Below are 18,122 nucleotides of genomic sequence, written 5' to 3'. Positions count from 1 at the left end.
TAAAAATTAATCCTGCTCCCGCCCGCTCCCTGTTCGAAGCAACGCTATCGGCTCACTGATATACCTCACGGCTTGAGCAAACTGATCGCAAGGGGCCGACTATGCAAATGACACTCGGTGTGGGGATGAAATTGGGGCAAACTGGGGCAGAGCCTTATGCTCTAAATTCTTTGCCCAATACAGAAATTTTGGCTGATGGCTGGCAAGTATTACAAAGCGACATGACGCATTATTTGAATGCGTCAGAACCACAAAAATTGTTGGTTTCTCGCCCGGGATTTGATCGGTTTGCCACGCCGACCTTAGCTGAAACAACGGTCGATCTCACCGGTCGGGTCAGGCAGCCTTATCCTGATCAATCAAATTTTACGGACAACTCGATTGCTTGTTCCGAATTTGTTTACACCGCCGATAGTATTGAAGGTGCATCTAACCACAGCATGCGCTCAGCGCCCCAGCCAATTGCGATGTGGTTAAACCATGATCGCGAACGCGTTGTCAGCGTTACGCATGAACTACGTCTCGCAGTTGCGCACGCCCATGCTCGGGACGGGCAGCCCGTCGCTGCCGTCAAATTTATCGTCAAGGATGCCGTTGGAAATGAGGTAACCCAGTTAGCGACAATGCAAAGCAGTTTGAGGTTTGAAGCCTCAGGTCTGCAAATCCCACATTTCGCGGCCAATGTTGATTTATCCAGCCTTGCTCAGGGGGTGCTGCTGACGGTCGACGCTACGATCTACCCTTGGGTGGGGGAGGCTTTTACACTTTCAATTGGGGCCGATCCCTACCCGTCCCCGAACCTCACGATACTACGTTTGTTAAATGACACGAATGGAGGATATGGAGCCTTTTATGCACTGGTAGACTCAACGACTGGCGATGACGCAACGGGCCAAGTGGCAACAGCTCGGGTAGATTCCGCAACTTCGCCCTTCGCGACCATCGTTGCAGCCGCTGGGGCAATAAAGGACCTGAACGCTGCGCACCACGGGCGGGTAGATGACGCCGGTGGCGGAGTTATCCTATTGGCCGAAGGGGTACATGCGCTTACCCCTTTCAAAACCGAGGGCCACTCGTCCGACATCCCTTTGTGCATTGCGGCGTCTGATCCTGCCAAACGTGATACCACGGTCCTGACGGATGGTGGCGTCAATCGGTTCAACGGGATCCCAACGCGCCTGAGGTTGCGTGACTTAACTTTGCGAAAGGGCGGGCCGAACTCCGTCTTTCTAGACAGCGGAGCGGCGTCGGCTGAAAATCTGTTAATCGCTGAAAATTGCGCTTGGGATGCAAATGAAATGGGAAGTTATGGGGCTTGGGTCTATCGCGTCGGACGTTTTGTGCAGATCAACTGCACGGCAAGCGAAGGAAATGATCCCCGTCAGGGAAACTCTTTCTCGACAGAGGCAATCATGGTCAGCGCGATCGGCTGCAAGGGCTGCGCCGGCACCATTACGTATAATGCGGTAGGCTGTTGTGACCTTGACGAATTTACGTTGCGTGCGCCGGTTGGCGACCGGCCTGCGATGGTTGGGACCTTCCTAGGTTGGAATAAGTTTAGCAACGGCAGCGCAACAAACGCTATTGTCGCCATAAGAACCGAAATCGGCCAGCGCGGTTTTGCATTCGTCGGGAATATAATCGAAAGCTGGGGCACGTCTACCAATGCCGCGTTGCGACTGAATGCGGATAGCGATGAAAATCCGGCGCAGAATATTGTCTTTCACAACAATACCATCGCGGGAGAACGCGCAAATTTGCTGTATCTGGATGGTGCGGTAAACGTCCCTAAGTCGGGCTCCTTCCGAAATAATTTATTTCACCGCATAAACATAAAAAGCGACATATTTTCCGCTCAAACTTCAAATACCGGAAACTGGCCTGCGAGGTACAAAGTCGGATGGGCCGACAATGTCGCTATCGCCGGATCGAGCAATGAACCCGGGTATGGCGCGTCATCATGGTTGGGGGAGTTCCCTTCGGTTCGGGAGGTTGCTCATATCGCGACACCTTGGGTTCATGATCGCTCTCACAGTGGAGATAATACAGGCGGGGGCAGCTATGTGCCTGCCGCGTCATCTTCGCTCCCCAAGGTTGCGCCTGAAAACATGCCCTATTCGACCGATCTGTTTGGCAACACGCCGGTGGCCGAAGGGGCCTTTATCGGGGCTGTGTTTTCGGCCGCCTAAGCTGTTGCCCGCGCTGACTGCTTTTCCGCCAAAAGTCAGCGCGGGGTTTTCGACCCAATGCCAAGATATGATGGCGCAGATCAAGGTTAACGGGAGCGCCATAGCTATGTTTGCAACCGGCGTCACGTCGCCCCATAGCCAAACGGTCAAACCCTGTAGGGGCATCGCGTAAACATATATACCGTATGAATAATCACCGACTTTATTGAACATAAGCAGAGGCGGTACCCTGCAGTATCCCGCCCATAAACTGCTATAAGTCACGGTTAATGCCAACATCGGGAAAGCGAGAACTGTGCCTTGCGTGGCCCATGCCAGCCCAATTGATACGAGCACGATGGGCCACCACAAGAAGATATGTGCGCGCCAGATCCAGCATGCTGCGCCAATCACAAAAGGGAATGAAAGCTCCTGCGTCTGCTGTATACGCGGATGAACGAACTCTTGAAGGGTTGGCATGGCGATCCAACTCAGAAGGTATAGCACCGCCAGCCCCGCCGTCATCGACTTTCGCTGCAGTACCCCCGCGAGGCCGAGCAGCAGGATCAACGCATAGCAGGCGACCTCATGCGCAAGGGTCCAGATGGACCCTTCAACGGCAGGGTAAGGGTTATCCGTGAACACGCCTGGCAACGTATATACTGGCTTGAAAATCAGGATATTTTGGACAACGAACCGCCCCGTGTCCGGGTGGGAAAAGTAGCTTGCGAGGTCAAGCGTGCTGACCAGCGGGCCGATGATTAACGCAACGAAAAGGATCGATACAGCCAACCCCGGCAAAAGACGGGACGCGCGCGCCAAAATGAAAGCAAAAACAGATGACTGCCGTGCAAAGCTGCCCGCGATAAAGAAACCGGAAAGGCCAAAGAAGACAAAAACCGCGAGCTCACCCAAGGAGTACCCAAGCGCGTCTTTCAATGGTTCTACCGTACCCCGCCCAAGGGCGAGCGGCCACGCATGAGAGACCAGCACCGCCCCTGCCGCGAAAAAGCGGATCAGGTTGAAATGGTTTTCGCGCCCGACGGCAAGGTCGGACAATCTTGCCCGTTTGATACTTGTTGTCATGAAAAAGGGTTAAGAATTTTTCGACCACAGCCTGATATGCAGACCGTTGTTATTGCCCAAACAACCCGGGACCGCAGGAGGCTCCATCCCATCATCTGTTCCTTTTCTCGTTAAAATTTTGCGTATCCCGATCAACGTCATAGCCATCCACGCGAACAGCATCATGAAGCCCGCAATCCGGTAGCCAAGAGGATCTTCATGCGTAAGAACCGCCCAAATTAGCGTGCCTGCCAACCAGAGCATGGGTGGCCCAAGCGGGCGCAGCGGCACATGTTGCACCCGATTCATCCATAGCAGCGCAATCACCATCCCAGCGCCTTCGCCCAGCGCCGCGATTTGCACCACGCGGACCAGGCTTGCGCCCTGTATGACGCTCCATGCGGCTAAGGGTAGAAACGCGATACGCAAAAGATCGGTCATCAGCTCGGTCTTGCGAAACCCTTTGCCCAGCGCCACGATTGCGCAACCGCCTTTGACAACCCGTAGGGCCTGCGCCACCGACATAAGTGTGAGCAGCGGTAGGGCCGCGCGGTATGTGTCGTCCAAGACGTACTGCACGAATGGCGCACCAAGCAGGCTGACCAACGCCACCATCGCGCCCGCAAGTACGATATGGCCGCGGAGCGTGTTGACCGCACAGTCCGCAAACGCATTGGGCCCGCCACAAGCCGTTAGACGCGGCAGGAAAAAGCTCATCGTGCTGCGCATCAGGACCAGCGACGGCACCAGCGTCAGGGATACCGCCATTGAGAAAAGGGCCAATGGCTCTAGCCCCAAGAACCGACCGACGATGGCACGTTCTCCGTTGAACACAAGAAACATCACTGCGCCGCTGGCCATTAGGGGCCACCCGAAGTGCAAACTGTGCAGCGTGATAGCGAGGTTGAGCCGCAGCCGGTAGGGGCGCTTTGCGACTGCATGGTGCACGAGGGTGCCCAGCGCCATATGAACCAGAAGCGCACCGAGCATGATCCGGAAATCATCGAAGAGAACCGACAGCGGCATTACCGCAATCAACGAGCCAAGCGGTGGGGCCAGTGCGATCCATACTGCAGCGCGATGTTTGTGCTGGCGGGTCTGGCGGTAAACATCAAGGTGCACCCCCCCCTGCATCAGTGGCACCACCGCCATCAGTTGAAACGCCCACACCAGATGCGAAAGTCCGAAGGCATCGGCCATAGGAGGGGCGAACACCAAAATCACCCCCGCACCGAACACACCACGTATCATCGCCACACCGTGCAGAGCGCTGTGATAGTTTGGGTCATCCCCATGTGGCGCGTTTACAATTTGTTGCTGGAACCCGAGAGCGGTCAGCATCTCTATCAATGTTAGTGAGAGAACAAGGCTCGCGCCGATGCCGAAATTCTCTAGGTTGATGAGGTGCGAGATTAGCACCGTTCGCAGGAGTAAAATTCCGGCGGCGCAGGCGTTACCCGACAGAAGAAAGCTGAAGGCGCGGATCATTGCCGCCCGCGTCGGACTTGGGGGAACATCATGGCAGATCAAAACGGTTCCACCGCTGCAACAGCCGGTTCGGGTCGTTTCCATACAGCAGATGCAACATGCGCTTGGCACGATATAGGCGAACAGAGGCTAGACCGATGAACGCCATTACGCGGTTACGCCTGCCGTTGATCCGGGCGCTGATAAAAATCTGCGGCACGGCACCTAGAGGCGAAGCAATGAGCAGCAGCGACTTAGCTGCCCACCAGATCTTGTCCCTGTGTCGGCTGCATCGCACCCAGTCATGGGCAAGCTGCCGGTCCCATTTCGCTCGCAACCCTGAAGCCGTGTGGGGCGGGTGATGGACAATCAACTCGGGCGCAAAAGCCATGCGATGCCCCGCGGCTGTGGCACGCTGCCCCCAGTCGCGATCCTCGGCAAAGCGCAGCCCCTTGAACGGCCCGACTGCAAGAAACACCTTGCGATGCACGATCAGATTCCCGGTCCCCGTAAACCCCTGACGTGCGATGTAGTGGTCCATTCGGTAGGCAAAAATCGCTTGGTAGGCTGTCGTTGCGTCCAATTTGTCACCCGGCCCACACGCGATGCGAACATCCCCGCCGAGAATCGTATCGGGGTCCCGCTGCAGGCGTTTTGCAGCACGCTCTAGCCAGGGGGGATCGGGCTGGCAATCTGCGTCCAAAAAGGCAAGGACTGCACCCTGCGCCCGTGCCGCACCAAGATTACGGGCTGGGCCGGGGCCGGGGATCGTCTGTTTGATCAGGGATACCCATAGGTAATCGTTAACAATCTCTTTCGGCAATCTTACAGAGCCATTGTCGACGACGATAACCTCGGCCGGTTCAATCGTGCCCCCCGCAAGCGCAGCGAGGCAGCGTGCAAGGGCATCGGGTTGGTTCAGATGTGGAATCACAACAGTGATGCTGGGCAAGGCGGGCGCGGAGTTCATCCTCCTTTAAGACCGGAAGATAGTAAATATTTCGCTAAGGCTGGTGGCGGATCAGCCGCGGAACCCCCGCCGAAGCTGGCTGCTGATAGGTTCAGCCAGATAGCTGAGCACGGTTCGGTCCCCTGTTTTCAAGAATGCCTCGATCGGCATGCCGGGTACCAGACGGGCAGATGCGGGCAGACGGCTAAGCTCGGTGTTCGGGATTTCGAGGCTGATCCGGTAGAAACTCTCGCCGGTGTTTGAATCAATCACCACCTTCGGAGAGATACCCCGCACGGTACCGGTCAAGCGCGGCGTCGTGTGCGGATCAAACGCAGAGAGCACAATGGTTGCGGGCTGCTCATAGCGCACCAGATTGATAGAGCGCGGGTCGACACGTACCTCGAATTCGAACATCTCGCGTTGCGGCACAATATCCATCAAGGTTGCGCCCGCTGCCACGACCCCCCCGACTGTCGTCGCCCGCAGCTCATGCACCATGCCATCCGCAGGCGCGCGAATGACGATACGGTCCATCTGCGCTTGGCGGGTGATGGTGGCCAGAACAAGCTGTTGTACAGCGGCGTTCACCTCGCGCAGTTCAAGCGCAACCTCTTCCTGAAAGCGACGGTCCGCTTGCAGGCGTTCCAGTTTGAGGGTCCCGCGCTGGTGGATCAATTGGGCGAGCTCTGCCCGACGGGCGGCCAGATCACCGCGCAATCCCGCCTGAGAGGATTGCAACTGTGACAGCCGCACCTGCGGTGCCAGCCCTTTTGCAACCAAGACCGACAGGCTGGTCAGCTCATCCGAAAGGATCGCAAGCTGCTGCTCTGAAGCAAAAATCTGCCCGTTGATGCCAGTGACCTGCATGTCGACAGCGTCAAGATTGCTGGAGATACGATCAAGCATACCAGCACGCATCTGGGCGCGCGCTTTGAATATTGCGCTCTGCCCTGCCCGCGCTTGGGTCATATCCAGCGGGCGAATGCTATCGGGCAACTCGATCGTATCGAACCCCGGCACAGCGCTGCCATCCCGCTCTGCTTCGAGCCGGGCACGCAGCCCGATCGCATCGGCGAGCCGGGCGCGGGCCATGCGCAAATCGATTTGCAAGGCAGCCGCGTCAAACCGCGCGAGCACCTGACCCGCCTTTACGATATCGCCGCTCTGAACCGTCAGTTCTGCCAGCACGCCGCCATCGACCGTCTGGATCACCTTGGGTTTTCCTGCCACATCAATCTGACCCGTCGCAATCACCGCCCCCGCAATCTGCGTCGTCGCGGCCCATCCTCCGAGCACCCCCGCCAAGCAGAAGATTGCCGCAGTCACGCCGGCGGTCAGGTGCCAAAGGCCCGTCTTGGGAGAGGTGGTTTCAGGATGTTGCATGGTAGGCTCCTTGTCGTGACAGGCCCAACGTGGGTGTCGAGGCTGTCCTGCATCATGGGCTGCGACTTAGGGCCCGACGGCGGCGTACTTGCGGCGGGAATGTGACGGCAGATGTGAGGTCAGAGGTTCGGGGGAAGGCAAGGAGTAGCAGCGATTTGGCATTGCATAGCCGTGAAGTTCGCCCGTTTTCGTGCAGAGTTTATATGCAAAATATAAGAATTTCAGATCGTTAGCCGATTTCTCGCTGTGACAATATCAGCAAGGCAGACCAGGCTTGCACGGCAGGAAGTTGCCCTATTCTTTGTCCAATCCGGTCATACCGCCAAACACCGCGCTTTTTAGGCGAATTTTAGGCGCTAGGCTCGGCATGTATACTCGCGGCATGGCTCGGTATCATTGTTTCCGATTTGGATTTAATCCACGCCTCAGGGACGCATTACCCCAAATCTATCCAAGACCGACCTCGGTTCACTTGCTCGCTAGAACCCCGACAAGGTCGGCATCGATACAATGCCTGAGCAAACCCGCGGCTCGGCCTGTCTCCTGATACCTACGCCAGACACGCAAAAGGCGGGCACATCACTGCACCCGCCTTGGAAAACACCCTAAGGGCCTATGTTTTATTTGTCGCCTGGCAGACCAGCAGCGGCTTCGCCGACTGTTGCGTCAAGGTTCTGGTTACATACAACCAAGAAGCTTTCCATCGCGGCTTCGTCCATTGGCTCAGCCGTCATGTTGGATTCAGCGGTGTTGCCACCTGTGCCTTCAACAGCTTGCAGGTCACCTTCGAGTGAACCTTCTTCAGATTCATCGTCGGTTGCTTCAGCAGCTGTTACAGTTGTGGTGGTGGTTGTATCACCTGTGTCACGGCCAGAGTTGCCCATGGAGCCACCATTGTCACCATCGTCGATCTCTGCGATCGCGGCGGAGGCCACCATCATCTGATCGTCTTTCGACAGCTCATTGAATTCAGCGCAAGTCATAGAAGAACTGGCGTGTGCAGCTGCGAATGCTGGAGCAGATACGGTACCCATGAGGGCGGCGATGACGAGGGTTTTAAATGTATTGGTCATCGTTAATCTCCTAAATTCTCGTTTCTGCCTGACCAACTCCGCATTGCGCGCATTGGTTCCGCAGTCAGAGATCAATTCGCTTCACCAAAAAGAGAGCACGCGGTAACCCGTTCGCCTTAAAAAGGTTTTTCTGCGCTGGACGCTGTTGATTTGCACGCCTACCTTCGGCCTCATGATCCGGTATCTGCTCAAACGTTTGCTCTCGCTTTGTATCAGCCTGGCTGTTGCATCGCTGGTGATCTTTACCGTTATCGAAATTGCCCCCGGTGACCCTGCCTCCTTTATGTTGGGGATGAACGCCCAGCCTGAAACCCTTGCCGCGCTGCGCAGTGAGCTTGGGCTCGATGTATCGAAACCAGCACGCTATCTTGCGTGGGTCGGTGGGCTGCTGCAGGGGGATTTCGGCACCTCCTACACCTACCGCACCCCGGTCTCCGACATGATTGCCGCGCGACTTTGGGTATCCATGCCGCTGGCGCTCTATGCACTTGGGCTGTCGACGCTGATCGCGTTTCCAGCGGGTATCTACGCGGCGGCGCGGCGTGGCAAAGCAGGCGATGTCGGTGTCATGGGAGCCACGCAGCTGGGTGTCGCGGTGCCGAATTTCTGGTTCGCCATGATCCTCGTGCTGATCTTTGCGATCAATTTGCGCTGGTTCGCCGCCGGCGGTTTTGTCGGCTGGGAACAAGGCGTGCTGACGGGGCTGCATGCCCTGACCCTGCCCGCCATCGCACTGGCCCTGCCGCAAGCTGCGATCCTAGCGCGGGTCATGCGGTCTGCGCTGCTTGATGTCTTGGGCGAAGACTACATGCGCACGGCCCGCGCCAAAGGGCTGACCGAAAGACAAGCGCTGTGGCGTCACGGGTTGCGCAATGCGCTGATCCCGGTGCTGACGATCATCGGGCTACAATTTTCGTTCCTGCTGGCGGGGTCGATCATCATTGAACAGGTGTTCTATCTGCCGGGGCTCGGACGGCTGGTGTTTCAATCCATCTCGGCGCGGGATTTGATCGTGGTGGAATCCGTGGTCATGCTTCTGGTGTTTTCGGTTATCCTGGTGAACTTCCTTGTGGATCTGGCCTATGCGGCGGTTGACCCGCGTCTGAGGGCGCGCGCTTGAACCGGAACCTGATCCTTGGCGCGCTGCTGACATCCGTCTTTCTGCTGTCCGCACTTGTGTCCTTTGTCTGGACGCCGTTTTCCCATACGGCGATGGATATCCCGAACAAGCTGCAAGGGGTCGGCGGCGCTCATCTGCTGGGCACCGATCACTTTGGCCGCGATATCCTGAGCATGATCATGGTCGGCGCGCGCACCTCTATCGCCGTGGCGCTGGTGGCCGTGGGCATCGGCATGGGCCTTGGCGTGCCGCTTGGTCTGTGGGCCGCAGCCAAACGCGGGTCGCTGGTGGATGAAATCATCATGCGCGGGAATGATCTTGTCTTTGCCTTCCCCTCGCTGGTGATCGCGATCCTGATCACGGCGATCTTCGGGGCCAGCGCGATCAACGCGATCATCGCCATCGGCATTTTCAACATTCCCGTCTTTGCGCGCATCACCCGCGGCGCCGCGCTCAGCCTGTGGGAGCGTGAGTTCATCCTTGCCGCGCGGGTCGCGGGCAAATCGGCGGCGCGGATCTCGGTCGAACATATCCTGCCCAATGTGACAAACCTACTGATCGTGCAGGGCACGATCCAGTTCAGCCTTGGTATTCTGGCCGAGGCAGGGCTGTCCTATGTCGGGCTTGGTGCGCAACCGCCGACACCTTCCTGGGGCCGCATGCTGGCCGACGCGCAAACCATGGTAAGCATCGCGCCGCATATGGCGCTGGTGCCCGGCTTTGCGATTATCCTGACGGTGCTGGGGCTGAACCTGATGGGCGACGGGCTGCGCGATGCACTGGACCCACGGCTGCGGGTGACCCGTAAATGACCTTGCTGAGTATCACCAACCTGTCGCTGGCGATCCACCGGTTCGACATCCTGCATGATGTCACCCTGTCCGTCGATGCCGGAGAGATCGTGGCCGTGACCGGCGAAAGCGGCTCTGGCAAATCCATGACCGCGCTGGCGGCGATGCAACTGCTGCCGAAGGGGACGCAGGCGCGCGGTCATATCATGCTGGGGGATCAAGACCTGCTGGCCCTGCCTGAATCCGAGCTCTGCGCCATCCGCGGCAATGACATCGGCATGGTGTTTCAAGAACCGATGACCGCGTTGAACCCCGTGCAGACCATCGGGCATCAGGTCGCTGAAACCATTCGCATCCATGACAAAACCGTGTCTCGCCAAGCCGCTGCCAAGCGGGCGGCCGAAACGCTTGAAAGGGTCGGCTTGCCCAACGATCGCTTTCCGCTGACCCGCTACCCACACGAGCTGTCGGGCGGGCAACGCCAACGGGTAGTGATCGCCATGGCCATCGCGCTGCGGCCGCGATTGCTGATCGCCGATGAACCGACCACCGCGCTGGATGTCACGACGCAGGTGCAGATCCTTGATCTGCTGAAATCGCTGGCCCGGGACGACGGGATGGGGCTCCTGATGATCACCCATGATCTGGCGGTGGTCGCCGCTATGGCCGACCGCATCATCGTCATGCGCAAGGGAGAGATCGTCGAACAGGGGCACACACAATACCTGCTGCAAACCATGCGCCACCCCTATACACAGATGCTGTTTGCCGCCTCGACCCATGCGGTCGCCCTGCCCAAGGCCCCACCCCCGCAACCGCTGCTAAAAGTGGAAAACGTCAGCCGCGACTACGCCCTGCCGCGCAAGACGCTGTTCGGCAAACCGGGGCGGTTCCGCGCAGTGGATGATGTTTCATTTACGCTGCAACGGGGCGAACGCCTGGGCCTCGTGGGTGAAAGCGGCTGCGGAAAATCGACCCTGACACGTGCGCTTTTGGGTCTAGAACCCGTGCAATCGGGCAGCATCACACTTGACGGCACCGCAGTCTTTAGCGGCACCAAAGCCAACCTTGATGTGCGCCGCAAAATGCAGGTGGTGTTTCAAGACCCGTTCGGCAGCTTCAACCCGCGACACCGCGTGGACCGGCTGATCACCGAACCTTTCCACCTGCTGCCAGCCCCCCCAAGCGGCAGCGCCCGTACCGATGCCATCGCCGACGCATTGATCGCCGTGGGCCTGTCCCCCGATGATGCGACCAAATATATCCATGAATTCTCGGGCGGCCAGCGCCAGCGGATCGCCATTGCCCGTGCGTTGATTATCCGCCCTGACCTGATCCTCTTTGACGAAGCGGTCAGCGCGCTGGACGTTTCTGTGCGAGCGCAAATTCTTGATCTGCTGGCAGAGCTGTGCAGCGCCTATGACCTGACGTACCTGTTCATTTCCCATGACCTGTCTGTGGTGCGCACAATCACGGATCGCGTGCTGGTGATGAAATCCGGCCAGATCGTTGAACAAGGTGCCACCGCCGAGGTTTTCGACCAACCTCAGCACCCCTACACTCAAAAACTCCTCGCCGCTGCGCCACGTTTGCCGGACCTGTGATGCCCCAGCTTCATTTTGCCAAATAAACTCCCCGCGGCGCGTCCCGCACCAACCAAAGGCACTGCCCTATGAAACCCGGACCCAGAAATCTCATCACCGATGTGCCCGGTCTGCGGGTGGGCAATGCGCAGGACGATGCGCTGAAATCAGGCACGACGGTGCTTCTGGCGGATGCCCCCTTCACCGCCTCTGTCCATGTGATGGGCGGTGCCCCCGGCACGCGCGAGACGGATTTGCTCGCCCCCGATAAATCGGTCGCCGCAGTAGATGCGCTGGTGCTGTCGGGCGGGTCGGCCTACGGGCTGGATGCCTGTTCGGGCGTGGTCGACGCGCTGCGCGCTGCCGGGCGCGGGTTCCGGCTGGGCGATGCCACGATCCCGCTGGTGCCGGGGGCGATCCTGTTTGACCTGCTCAACGGCGGTGACAAGAATTGGGAGCACAACCCCTACCGCGCCTTGGGGCGTGCGGCCTATGACGCCGCGACAGCGGACTTCAACCTTGGCACCATTGGTGCCGGCACCGGTGCGCTGAGTGCGATGGTCAAGGGCGGGCTTGGATCAGCTTCGCTAGAGTTACCCGATGGCACGATAGTGGGCGCGCTGGTCGCGGCCAATCCGGTGGGCGCGCTCACCACGCCGGGCGACAAGTATTTCTATGCCGCCCCCTTTGAGGTGAATGGCGAATTTGGCGGTAGGGGTACGGACCCTGCAACGGGGCTTGGGATGACAATGGAGAGCCGCAAGATGGCTTCGATGTCGCCGCGTGAAAATACCACCATCGCGATTGTTGCCACAAATGCGATCCTAACAAAGGCACAATGCCAACGCATGTCTGTTGCCGCCCATGACGGGATCGGGCGTGCGACGGTGCCTGCCCACACGCCTTATGACGGTGATCTAGTTTTTGGCCTCAGTACGGCGGCACATGAGGTCACCGAGAGCATCCTGCCGTTGATCGGCCATGCCGCGTCACTGTGTCTGGCACGAGCCATTGCGCGGGCAGCCTATTTTGCTACGCCAGCAGCGGGCGATCTGTTGCCCTGCTGGTCGGACCTCAACAGCTGATACGCATAAAAAAACCCGCGTCCCCATCTGGGAACGCGGGCCTTTTACGCGGGTTAGAGCCGCTTATTCGGTTTTCTCGGCCTCGGAATCCTTGGCCATTGGCGCATCTGCGTCAGCTTCTGCCTCAGCCTCAGCCTCAGGCGAGAAAGTTGCAAGATAGGCCGCGACGTCTTCGCCGCCTTTGCGCATTCTGAACGACATCTTCGAACGTGCCTTTTTATCATCCAGTGTGGTGCGCAGGAAATCGGTAGGGTTGACCAGATATTCGGCCATATTGGCTTCGTCCCAGACCAGACCCGCTTCGCCGGCCGCGACCAGATCATCGCCGTAGCGATAGTCTTCGACGGTGCCCGCTTGTTGGCCGATGATCCCGAAAAGGTTCGGACCGACCTTGCCGCCGCGCTGGTAGGTTTCGCCTGCGTCGTCGACGATCATGTGGCAGGCTTTGCATTTGCCGAACTGCTTTTCGCCAGCTTCGGCGTCGCCCATGCTGTGGCTGTCTGCCAGTGCCGGACCCGCGATCACGGTGGCGAGTAGTGCGCTATAAAGATATTTCATTGCGATTTCCCATATTCATTCATCATCGTTTAACCTAGCTCAGGCTCCCATATGTCAACGGGGGCCTGTTTTCGCGGGGCGATGTTGGGGTTTCAGGCGCGGGGGCCTATCGTGACCTCAAGCGTCGCGATCCCGTCCACACCGCCGGTCACGACATCCCCTTCGACAAGGGCCGCAACGCCGGCTGGTGTGCCCGTCATGATGATATCACCCGGTGCAAGCGACATGGAATGCGACAAGATCGCCACGTGTTCGCGCACCGACCAGATCAGATCTGCCAGATCGGCGTCCTGTCGCACTGTCCCGTTCACAGCCAGCCAGATGCGTCCCTGTTCAACCGATGGCACATCGGCGATGGGTTTCAGCGGCGCAATCGGGGCCGAGTTGTCGAACGCTTTACCCCAATCCCATGGACGCCCTGCTTTCTTTGCCTCGGCCTGCAGATCGCGGCGTGTCAGGTCGATCCCGACAGAGGCGCCCCAGACGTGATCCATCACGTCTTCCTCGGCGATGTTGCGCCCGCCTTTGCCTATGGCAATGACCAGTTCAATCTCGTGGTGCAGATCCTCTGTCTGGGGCGGATAGGGGATCGTGCAGGGTGTATCCAGCGCGGCATCGGCGGGTTTGGTAAAAAAGAACGGTGCCTCGCGGGTCGGGTCATTGCCCATCTCGCGGGCATGCGCCTCGTAGTTGCGGCCAACGCAAAAAATCCGACGAATGGGAAAGCGGGCGTCTGTGCCCTGCACCGCCAGACTGGCCTGAGGGGCGGGGGGAAATACGAATTCATCAGCGGGCATGGGGCATATCCTTTGCTTTATCGTGTTACTGCCCTGCATACGCCCCTGCGCAGGCGCCGTCACCAGATAAGACACCAAAACGCCCGATAGGGCCTGTCCCCAAGCAAAAGGCCGACACAATGCGTGCCGGCCTTTGTTTTCGTTAACCTGTAGATAACGCGCTATTTCTCGGGCTGGGTCGCTGGCTTTTCAACCGGATCGACGGTGCCCTCGGGCGCGTCGTCGATCAGCTCTGCGTCCTCGATATCGGCGCGGGTGGCGACTGCTGGCTTTGCATCGGCACCGGAGTTGTCTTCCAGCGCGCCCACAATAAGTGGCAGCATCTGCACGCCGCCGGGCATCGCGACTTCGGACATGGGCGGCGTTTTCCACGCCAGCGTATCGAAGCTGTGGCAGTTTTCGCAGATCGGTTTCCAGTTTGCGTGGATGTGGTGGCAGTTGTCACAGATCCATTGCGGGCCGCGCGATACCGTTAGGGCGCGTGCCAGCCATCCTTTGACAACCGTGTCCGACGCGCCTTCGCCCCGTTCGATGGCGGCCATCAGAGTGACCGAGCGGGCCGTCGGATCGGTTTCGACGAGATCACCCAAAGACCGGCGCGCCTGCGGGAAATCCTCGGCGGCGATGTTCAGTTCTGCCAGCAGCATCTTGGTTTCGGGATGGTCCGGCTGCACGCGTGTCAGCGCGGTAAAGCGTTTCAGCCGCTCTTTCGGCGTTTCATCCGGCTGGATCGCGGCGAATGCACCGGCGAGATCGGGATGCGGCTGCACGCTCCATGCCTTTTTCAGCACGCGGGCCGCGTATTTCGGTTTGCCCTGATCGATGTACCCATGCGCGGCCATCACGGCCGCAGGGATCAAATCGGGCGACAGACGGTTCGCTTCGATCGCGGCTTCGCGGGCTTCGATGCTGTTGCCTTCGGCGATGATGTCTTTCGCCTCAGAGAGGGCAAGCACGGCGTCGCGGCGTTTGTGTACGTCACGCGGCATCTGGCCGTTCTTGAGTTTGGTGTTCAGCGTTTGACGTGCGCCGGCCCAGTCTTCTTTCTCGGCTTGCAGCTTAAGCAGTACATCGCCGGTTTCCGAATGCTTCGGTTTGATGGCAAAGGCTTTCTCGGCCAGTTTCAACGCTGTCTCAGTGTCGCCTTCGGCTAATTTTTGCTTCATGATGCCGCGCACACCGACGAAACGGGTGCGTTCGTTGGTCACCAGCTTGCGATAGGTTTCTTCCGCCTTGCGGTGGTCACCTGCCAGTTCAGCAGCTTGCGCAATCAGCAAGTTTGTCAGGTCAGGACGTTCAAGATATTTGTCTGCCTTTGCGGCCTTGGCCATTGCCAGACGCCCTTCGCCACTGGCCAGCGCCATCAAGCCTTCGGATAGGGCCTCGTATCCCTTACGTTCGCGGTTGCGGTCGAAATAACGCGACAGCGCCGTTTCGTCCCCGTTCAAGAAGTGCCAAACCGCAACGAGCAGTGCAAAAATCTTGAGCAAGATCCAAACGGCGACAACCAACAGCACCACCGCGATCACGGATTGCAGCGGGCCAAAGCTGTATTCGGTGCCCATCACAGTCACTTGCAACCCGCCCGAGCTTTCCAGCAGGAACGATGCGCCCCATGTGATGGCGGCAATCACCGCAACGAACACAACGATCTTAATCAGTGACCAAAGCATAAATCAGGTTCCTCAGTTCGCCGTCAGGCGTTGTGTCAATGTCTGTACGGCGTCTTGGGCATCGTGGCGCGCTTGCGCATCGGCAAGCCAATCGGACATGGGGTCCTGGGCCTCTGGCGGCAGGGCTTTCACCTCGGCCAGCGCCTCGTCTAGGCGACCGTCGCGAATGGCAGCTTCGGTACGGGACAGAATGGCATCAGCGTCGTCCCCGTCACGGGGTGCTACCGACCGCGCGCCCAACTGTTGTTTAAAGAAGCCACCAATACCGCCGCCGTCTGCCTCTGGGGTCGCGGCACGTGCCGCTGCAAGCGTCGCGCGGGCCACATCAGGAAAGCGGTCTTGTAGGTTGGCACCCGTGACAACACCTGTCGCGGCGTTGTCTGCAAGCGCGGCGGGAATGTCCTGAATGCCATTCTCCTGAAGCGCTGCGATCTCGGCTTCAAACGGTTGGCCTGTGGTAACAGCCGATACGATCCGTCCCAAAGCAGACTGCAACGTCGCAGCCTGTGCGGCCTGCGCGGTCGCTTCTTCCACACTAAGTGCGTTGTCCAGCAAGCGTTCGATTTCGTCGCGCTGTGTCTCGACCGAGGATTTCAGCGCGGCCAGTTCCTGTTCAAAGCCCGAAGTATCGACGGGGGCCGGTGCCTCTGCCGCAGGACGATTGCCAAGCGCTTCAACACGTGTTGCCAGTTCAGCGACCTGCGCTTGAACCTCTTGCAGCGCGGCGTCATCGGCAGGCGCAGGGGCGGGGCGGGCTTCTTCCAGCGCCTTGATCCGGGCCTCTTGCGTGGCGAGCGTCTCTGTCAGGGTAGATTGCGTGGTATCTGCGGGCCGCAAACCAGCCTGTTCCAGTACATCATATTCCGCCACGGCAAAGCCGATCCCGCCGGCGATGATCCCGCCAAAGAGCATGGGCCAAAAGACACTGCCACGCTTTTCAGGCTCAGCCTTGGGCGACACGGGCGGCGGCGTCTTGGTCGTTTCAGCAGGTTTCACCGTCGCAGCGCTGGAGGGGGGTGTAGGTTTTGCACTCTCGGGCTTTGACGCGGGTGTCGCGGGTTTGGTTGCTGCTGTGTCCGGCTTCACGTCTTTCAGATCGGGTTTTGTATCGCTGGGCGTCGTTTCGGATTTGGTAGAGCTTGTAGAACTGGACGCTGCAGCGGTGGCCGAGGACGCCTTGGCGGGTGTGTCGCTCGCTTTTGTTATCGCGGGGATGGTTGTGGTTACATCTTTAGTGGATGTTGTTTTTGCAGAGGTCGACGGTTTGTCGTCAGGCATCGCTGTCACGCCCGCCGCCTTGCCCGTCGATGTGTCCTTAGCCGTATTAGCTGTCGCCGTATTAGCTGTCGCCGTTTTACCAGGCGTCGTTTTACCAGGCGTCGTTTTATCAGGCGTCGCCGCGCTGGCCGGCGATGGTTTGACCGCGGGCTTGGGTTTGGCTGTCGAAGATGTCGACGTGGATGCCGTCGTCTTCGCTGCGGCGGGTGATCCGGTTTTTTTGGCAGTCGTCTTCGGCTTAGCGGCGGCAGCAGACGCCCGCGATGTCGAAGATGTCTTCGGGGTGTCGTCACCTGAATTTGGTGTTTTCGCTTTCGCCACGCTTAAAAACCTTTCCGATTCTGACCTGATATCAGACGTATTCCTGAACCTTAGACGGCATATAGGCCGACCTTCAAGCTAACCTGTTCCAATCCACCGCAGTTTCAAGCGTAAAACGCAGCGACGTGGTAGTTGGTTCAGCTGCGACCAACAATTGTCGAACCTCCTTGGACCCCAACGCCTCGGCCACTGCATCGCTGAGGGCTATGATGATCGCATTCGCCATATCGGGTACCTGATCGGCAAATTGGGCGGCGGTGCGTGGGGAAAATAGGGGCACGATGGCCGGAGCCCCGCTCACCAGTGCAGCTTGGGCGGCGTCGGTCAGCGGCAGCGCCTTTTGATCATACAGCACCACAACATGCGTCAGCAGACCGGACTGCGTGAGCTTATCGGCAACATCGCCGCGTTGACGGGTACCGCGCAAATGCAGCAGAGGCGTCGCTGGGCCATGCTGAACCAACATAGGCACCAACCGCGCTGCATCCGGGGCATGAAATTGCACCCGCCATCCGCGTGCTATGGCGGCCTCTGCCGTGATCTCGCCCACACAATAGGCCGTGACCCCGTCCCCATCAGGCCCATGCATCACACCATTGGCCGAGGTGAAAATCACCCCACCGACCCCGTCAAGGTCAACAGGCGTATCAACCGGTTCGATCTGGAGCAAAGGACTGATCACCAGCGTCACCCGGGACAGCAGCTTGGGCGACAGGCTTTGCGCAAAGCGAGTGCAGGCCAAGCGAGGGCGGGTCAGGATCAACGCTGGTTTTGTCATCTTTCGGTATGGCCCCAAGGATTGTTCCAC

At 58.9% G+C, this 18,122-nt stretch carries 16 protein-coding genes; 6 read left to right on the top strand and 10 right to left on the bottom strand.

Annotated elements, in window-relative coordinates; genetic code table 11:
• Positions 1-101 precede the first annotated feature (101 nt).
• Positions 102-2,189 carry a hypothetical protein gene (locus GLP52_RS12435; protein ID WP_237272555.1) on the top strand — a complete coding sequence of 696 codons (2,088 nt, stop codon included), beginning with the start codon at positions 102-104 and terminating at the stop codon, positions 2,187-2,189.
• On the opposite strand, the gene GLP52_RS12430 is transcribed toward GLP52_RS12435, so the two are convergent.
• From GLP52_RS12430 to GLP52_RS12410, 5 genes are all read right to left on the bottom strand, one after another.
• Positions 2,076-3,254, bottom strand: coding sequence for an acyltransferase family protein (locus GLP52_RS12430; protein WP_237273561.1), 1,179 nt, complete (start codon positions 3,252-3,254; stop codon positions 2,076-2,078). The two genes, GLP52_RS12435 and GLP52_RS12430, sit on opposite strands and share 114 nt — an antisense overlap.
• 9 nt (positions 3,255-3,263) lie before the next feature.
• Positions 3,264-4,721, bottom strand: coding sequence for an oligosaccharide flippase family protein (locus tag GLP52_RS12425; RefSeq protein WP_093732831.1), 1,458 nt, complete (start codon positions 4,719-4,721; stop codon positions 3,264-3,266).
• Positions 4,722-4,749: 28 nt separating this feature from the next.
• The gene (locus GLP52_RS12420; RefSeq protein WP_237272553.1) at positions 4,750-5,670 is read right to left on the bottom strand and encodes a glycosyltransferase family 2 protein; all 921 of its coding nucleotides are present in this window, start codon (positions 5,668-5,670) and stop codon (positions 4,750-4,752) included.
• Positions 5,671-5,721: 51 nt separating this feature from the next.
• Positions 5,722-7,035 carry an HlyD family type I secretion periplasmic adaptor subunit gene (locus tag GLP52_RS12415; protein ID WP_093732829.1) on the bottom strand — a complete coding sequence of 438 codons (1,314 nt, stop codon included), beginning with the start codon at positions 7,033-7,035 and terminating at the stop codon, positions 5,722-5,724.
• Positions 7,036-7,655: 620 nt separating this feature from the next.
• Positions 7,656-8,108: a hypothetical protein gene (locus GLP52_RS12410; RefSeq protein WP_237273560.1), complete on the bottom strand. Its 453-nt coding sequence runs from the start codon at positions 8,106-8,108 to the stop codon at positions 7,656-7,658.
• 172 nt (positions 8,109-8,280) lie between these two features.
• On the opposite strand from GLP52_RS12410, the gene GLP52_RS12405 reads away from it, so the two are divergent.
• The 4 genes from GLP52_RS12405 to GLP52_RS12390 all read left to right on the top strand — a co-directional run bounded on the left by GLP52_RS12405 (position 8,281) and on the right by GLP52_RS12390 (position 12,687).
• A complete protein-coding gene (locus GLP52_RS12405; protein ID WP_093732827.1) occupies positions 8,281-9,228 on the top strand; it encodes an ABC transporter permease in 948 nt (315 codons plus the stop codon).
• The gene (locus GLP52_RS12400) at positions 9,225-10,040 is read left to right on the top strand and encodes an ABC transporter permease (protein ID WP_093732826.1); all 816 of its coding nucleotides are present in this window, start codon (positions 9,225-9,227) and stop codon (positions 10,038-10,040) included. The genes GLP52_RS12405 and GLP52_RS12400 overlap by 4 nt, the downstream gene beginning before the upstream one ends.
• Complete coding sequence (locus tag GLP52_RS12395) at positions 10,037-11,623, top strand: ABC transporter ATP-binding protein (RefSeq protein WP_237272551.1); 1,587 nt, start codon at positions 10,037-10,039, stop codon at positions 11,621-11,623. The genes GLP52_RS12400 and GLP52_RS12395 overlap by 4 nt, the downstream gene beginning before the upstream one ends.
• Before the next feature lie 68 nt (positions 11,624-11,691).
• Positions 11,692-12,687 (top strand): P1 family peptidase, encoded by a 996-nt coding sequence (locus GLP52_RS12390; RefSeq protein WP_237272550.1) that lies wholly within the window; start codon positions 11,692-11,694, stop codon positions 12,685-12,687.
• Positions 12,688-12,750: 63 nt separating this feature from the next.
• Here the strand turns inward: GLP52_RS12390 and GLP52_RS12385 are convergent, their stop codons facing one another.
• The 4 genes from GLP52_RS12385 to GLP52_RS12370 form a co-directional block, all read right to left on the bottom strand.
• Positions 12,751-13,245, bottom strand: coding sequence for a c-type cytochrome (locus GLP52_RS12385; protein WP_237272549.1), 495 nt, complete (start codon positions 13,243-13,245; stop codon positions 12,751-12,753).
• 92 nt (positions 13,246-13,337) lie between these two features.
• Positions 13,338-14,042 (bottom strand): fumarylacetoacetate hydrolase family protein, encoded by a 705-nt coding sequence (locus tag GLP52_RS12380; protein WP_237272548.1) that lies wholly within the window; start codon positions 14,040-14,042, stop codon positions 13,338-13,340.
• 161 nt (positions 14,043-14,203) lie between these two features.
• A complete protein-coding gene (locus tag GLP52_RS12375; protein WP_237273559.1) occupies positions 14,204-15,715 on the bottom strand; it encodes a heme biosynthesis protein HemY in 1,512 nt (503 codons plus the stop codon).
• A gap of 12 nt (positions 15,716-15,727) precedes the next feature.
• Entirely contained in the window at positions 15,728-16,627 is a 900-nt protein-coding gene (locus GLP52_RS12370) for a COG4223 family protein (RefSeq protein WP_237273558.1), read from the bottom strand.
• Here GLP52_RS12370 and GLP52_RS12365 point away from each other — a divergent pair.
• Entirely contained in the window at positions 16,626-17,396 is a 771-nt protein-coding gene (locus GLP52_RS12365; RefSeq protein ID WP_237273557.1) for a hypothetical protein, read from the top strand. The two genes, GLP52_RS12370 and GLP52_RS12365, sit on opposite strands and share 2 nt — an antisense overlap.
• Here GLP52_RS12365 and GLP52_RS12360 read toward each other — a convergent pair.
• Positions 17,388-18,092, bottom strand: coding sequence for a uroporphyrinogen-III synthase (locus GLP52_RS12360; RefSeq protein WP_237272545.1), 705 nt, complete (start codon positions 18,090-18,092; stop codon positions 17,388-17,390). The two genes, GLP52_RS12365 and GLP52_RS12360, sit on opposite strands and share 9 nt — an antisense overlap.
• Positions 18,093-18,122: the final 30 nt, after the last annotated feature.

The organism is Sulfitobacter sp. M22, assembly GCF_021736025.1.
Taxonomy (GTDB): Bacteria; Pseudomonadota; Alphaproteobacteria; order Rhodobacterales; family Rhodobacteraceae; genus Sulfitobacter; species Sulfitobacter litoralis.
The sequence above is the reverse complement of the archived record's forward strand: the minus strand, read 5'-3'. Positions and strand labels throughout refer to the sequence as shown.

Excerpts from the sequence above, each read along its gene's own strand:
- GLP52_RS12360 (WP_237272545.1), bottom strand. The coding sequence starts at position 18,092 with ATGACAAAACCAGCGTTGATCCTGACCCGCCCTCGCTTGGCCTGCACT.
- GLP52_RS12415 (WP_093732829.1), bottom strand. The coding sequence starts at position 7,035 with ATGCAACATCCTGAAACCACCTCTCCCAAGACGGGCCTTTGGCACCTG.
- GLP52_RS12425 (WP_093732831.1), bottom strand. The coding sequence starts at position 4,721 with ATGATCCGCGCCTTCAGCTTTCTTCTGTCGGGTAACGCCTGCGCCGCC.
- GLP52_RS12365 (WP_237273557.1), top strand. The coding sequence starts at position 16,626 with ATGGGCCAAAAGACACTGCCACGCTTTTCAGGCTCAGCCTTGGGCGAC.
- GLP52_RS12370 (WP_237273558.1), bottom strand. The coding sequence starts at position 16,627 with ATGCTCTTTGGCGGGATCATCGCCGGCGGGATCGGCTTTGCCGTGGCG.
- GLP52_RS12390 (WP_237272550.1), top strand. The coding sequence starts at position 11,692 with ATGAAACCCGGACCCAGAAATCTCATCACCGATGTGCCCGGTCTGCGG.
- GLP52_RS12385 (WP_237272549.1), bottom strand. The coding sequence starts at position 13,245 with ATGAAATATCTTTATAGCGCACTACTCGCCACCGTGATCGCGGGTCCG.
- GLP52_RS12405 (WP_093732827.1), top strand. The coding sequence starts at position 8,281 with ATGATCCGGTATCTGCTCAAACGTTTGCTCTCGCTTTGTATCAGCCTG.
- GLP52_RS12395 (WP_237272551.1), top strand. The coding sequence starts at position 10,037 with ATGACCTTGCTGAGTATCACCAACCTGTCGCTGGCGATCCACCGGTTC.
- GLP52_RS12435 (WP_237272555.1), top strand. The coding sequence starts at position 102 with ATGCAAATGACACTCGGTGTGGGGATGAAATTGGGGCAAACTGGGGCA.
- GLP52_RS12380 (WP_237272548.1), bottom strand. The coding sequence starts at position 14,042 with ATGCCCGCTGATGAATTCGTATTTCCCCCCGCCCCTCAGGCCAGTCTG.
- GLP52_RS12420 (WP_237272553.1), bottom strand. The coding sequence starts at position 5,670 with ATGAACTCCGCGCCCGCCTTGCCCAGCATCACTGTTGTGATTCCACAT.
- GLP52_RS12375 (WP_237273559.1), bottom strand. The coding sequence starts at position 15,715 with ATGCTTTGGTCACTGATTAAGATCGTTGTGTTCGTTGCGGTGATTGCC.
- GLP52_RS12410 (WP_237273560.1), bottom strand. The coding sequence starts at position 8,108 with ATGACCAATACATTTAAAACCCTCGTCATCGCCGCCCTCATGGGTACC.
- GLP52_RS12430 (WP_237273561.1), bottom strand. The coding sequence starts at position 3,254 with ATGACAACAAGTATCAAACGGGCAAGATTGTCCGACCTTGCCGTCGGG.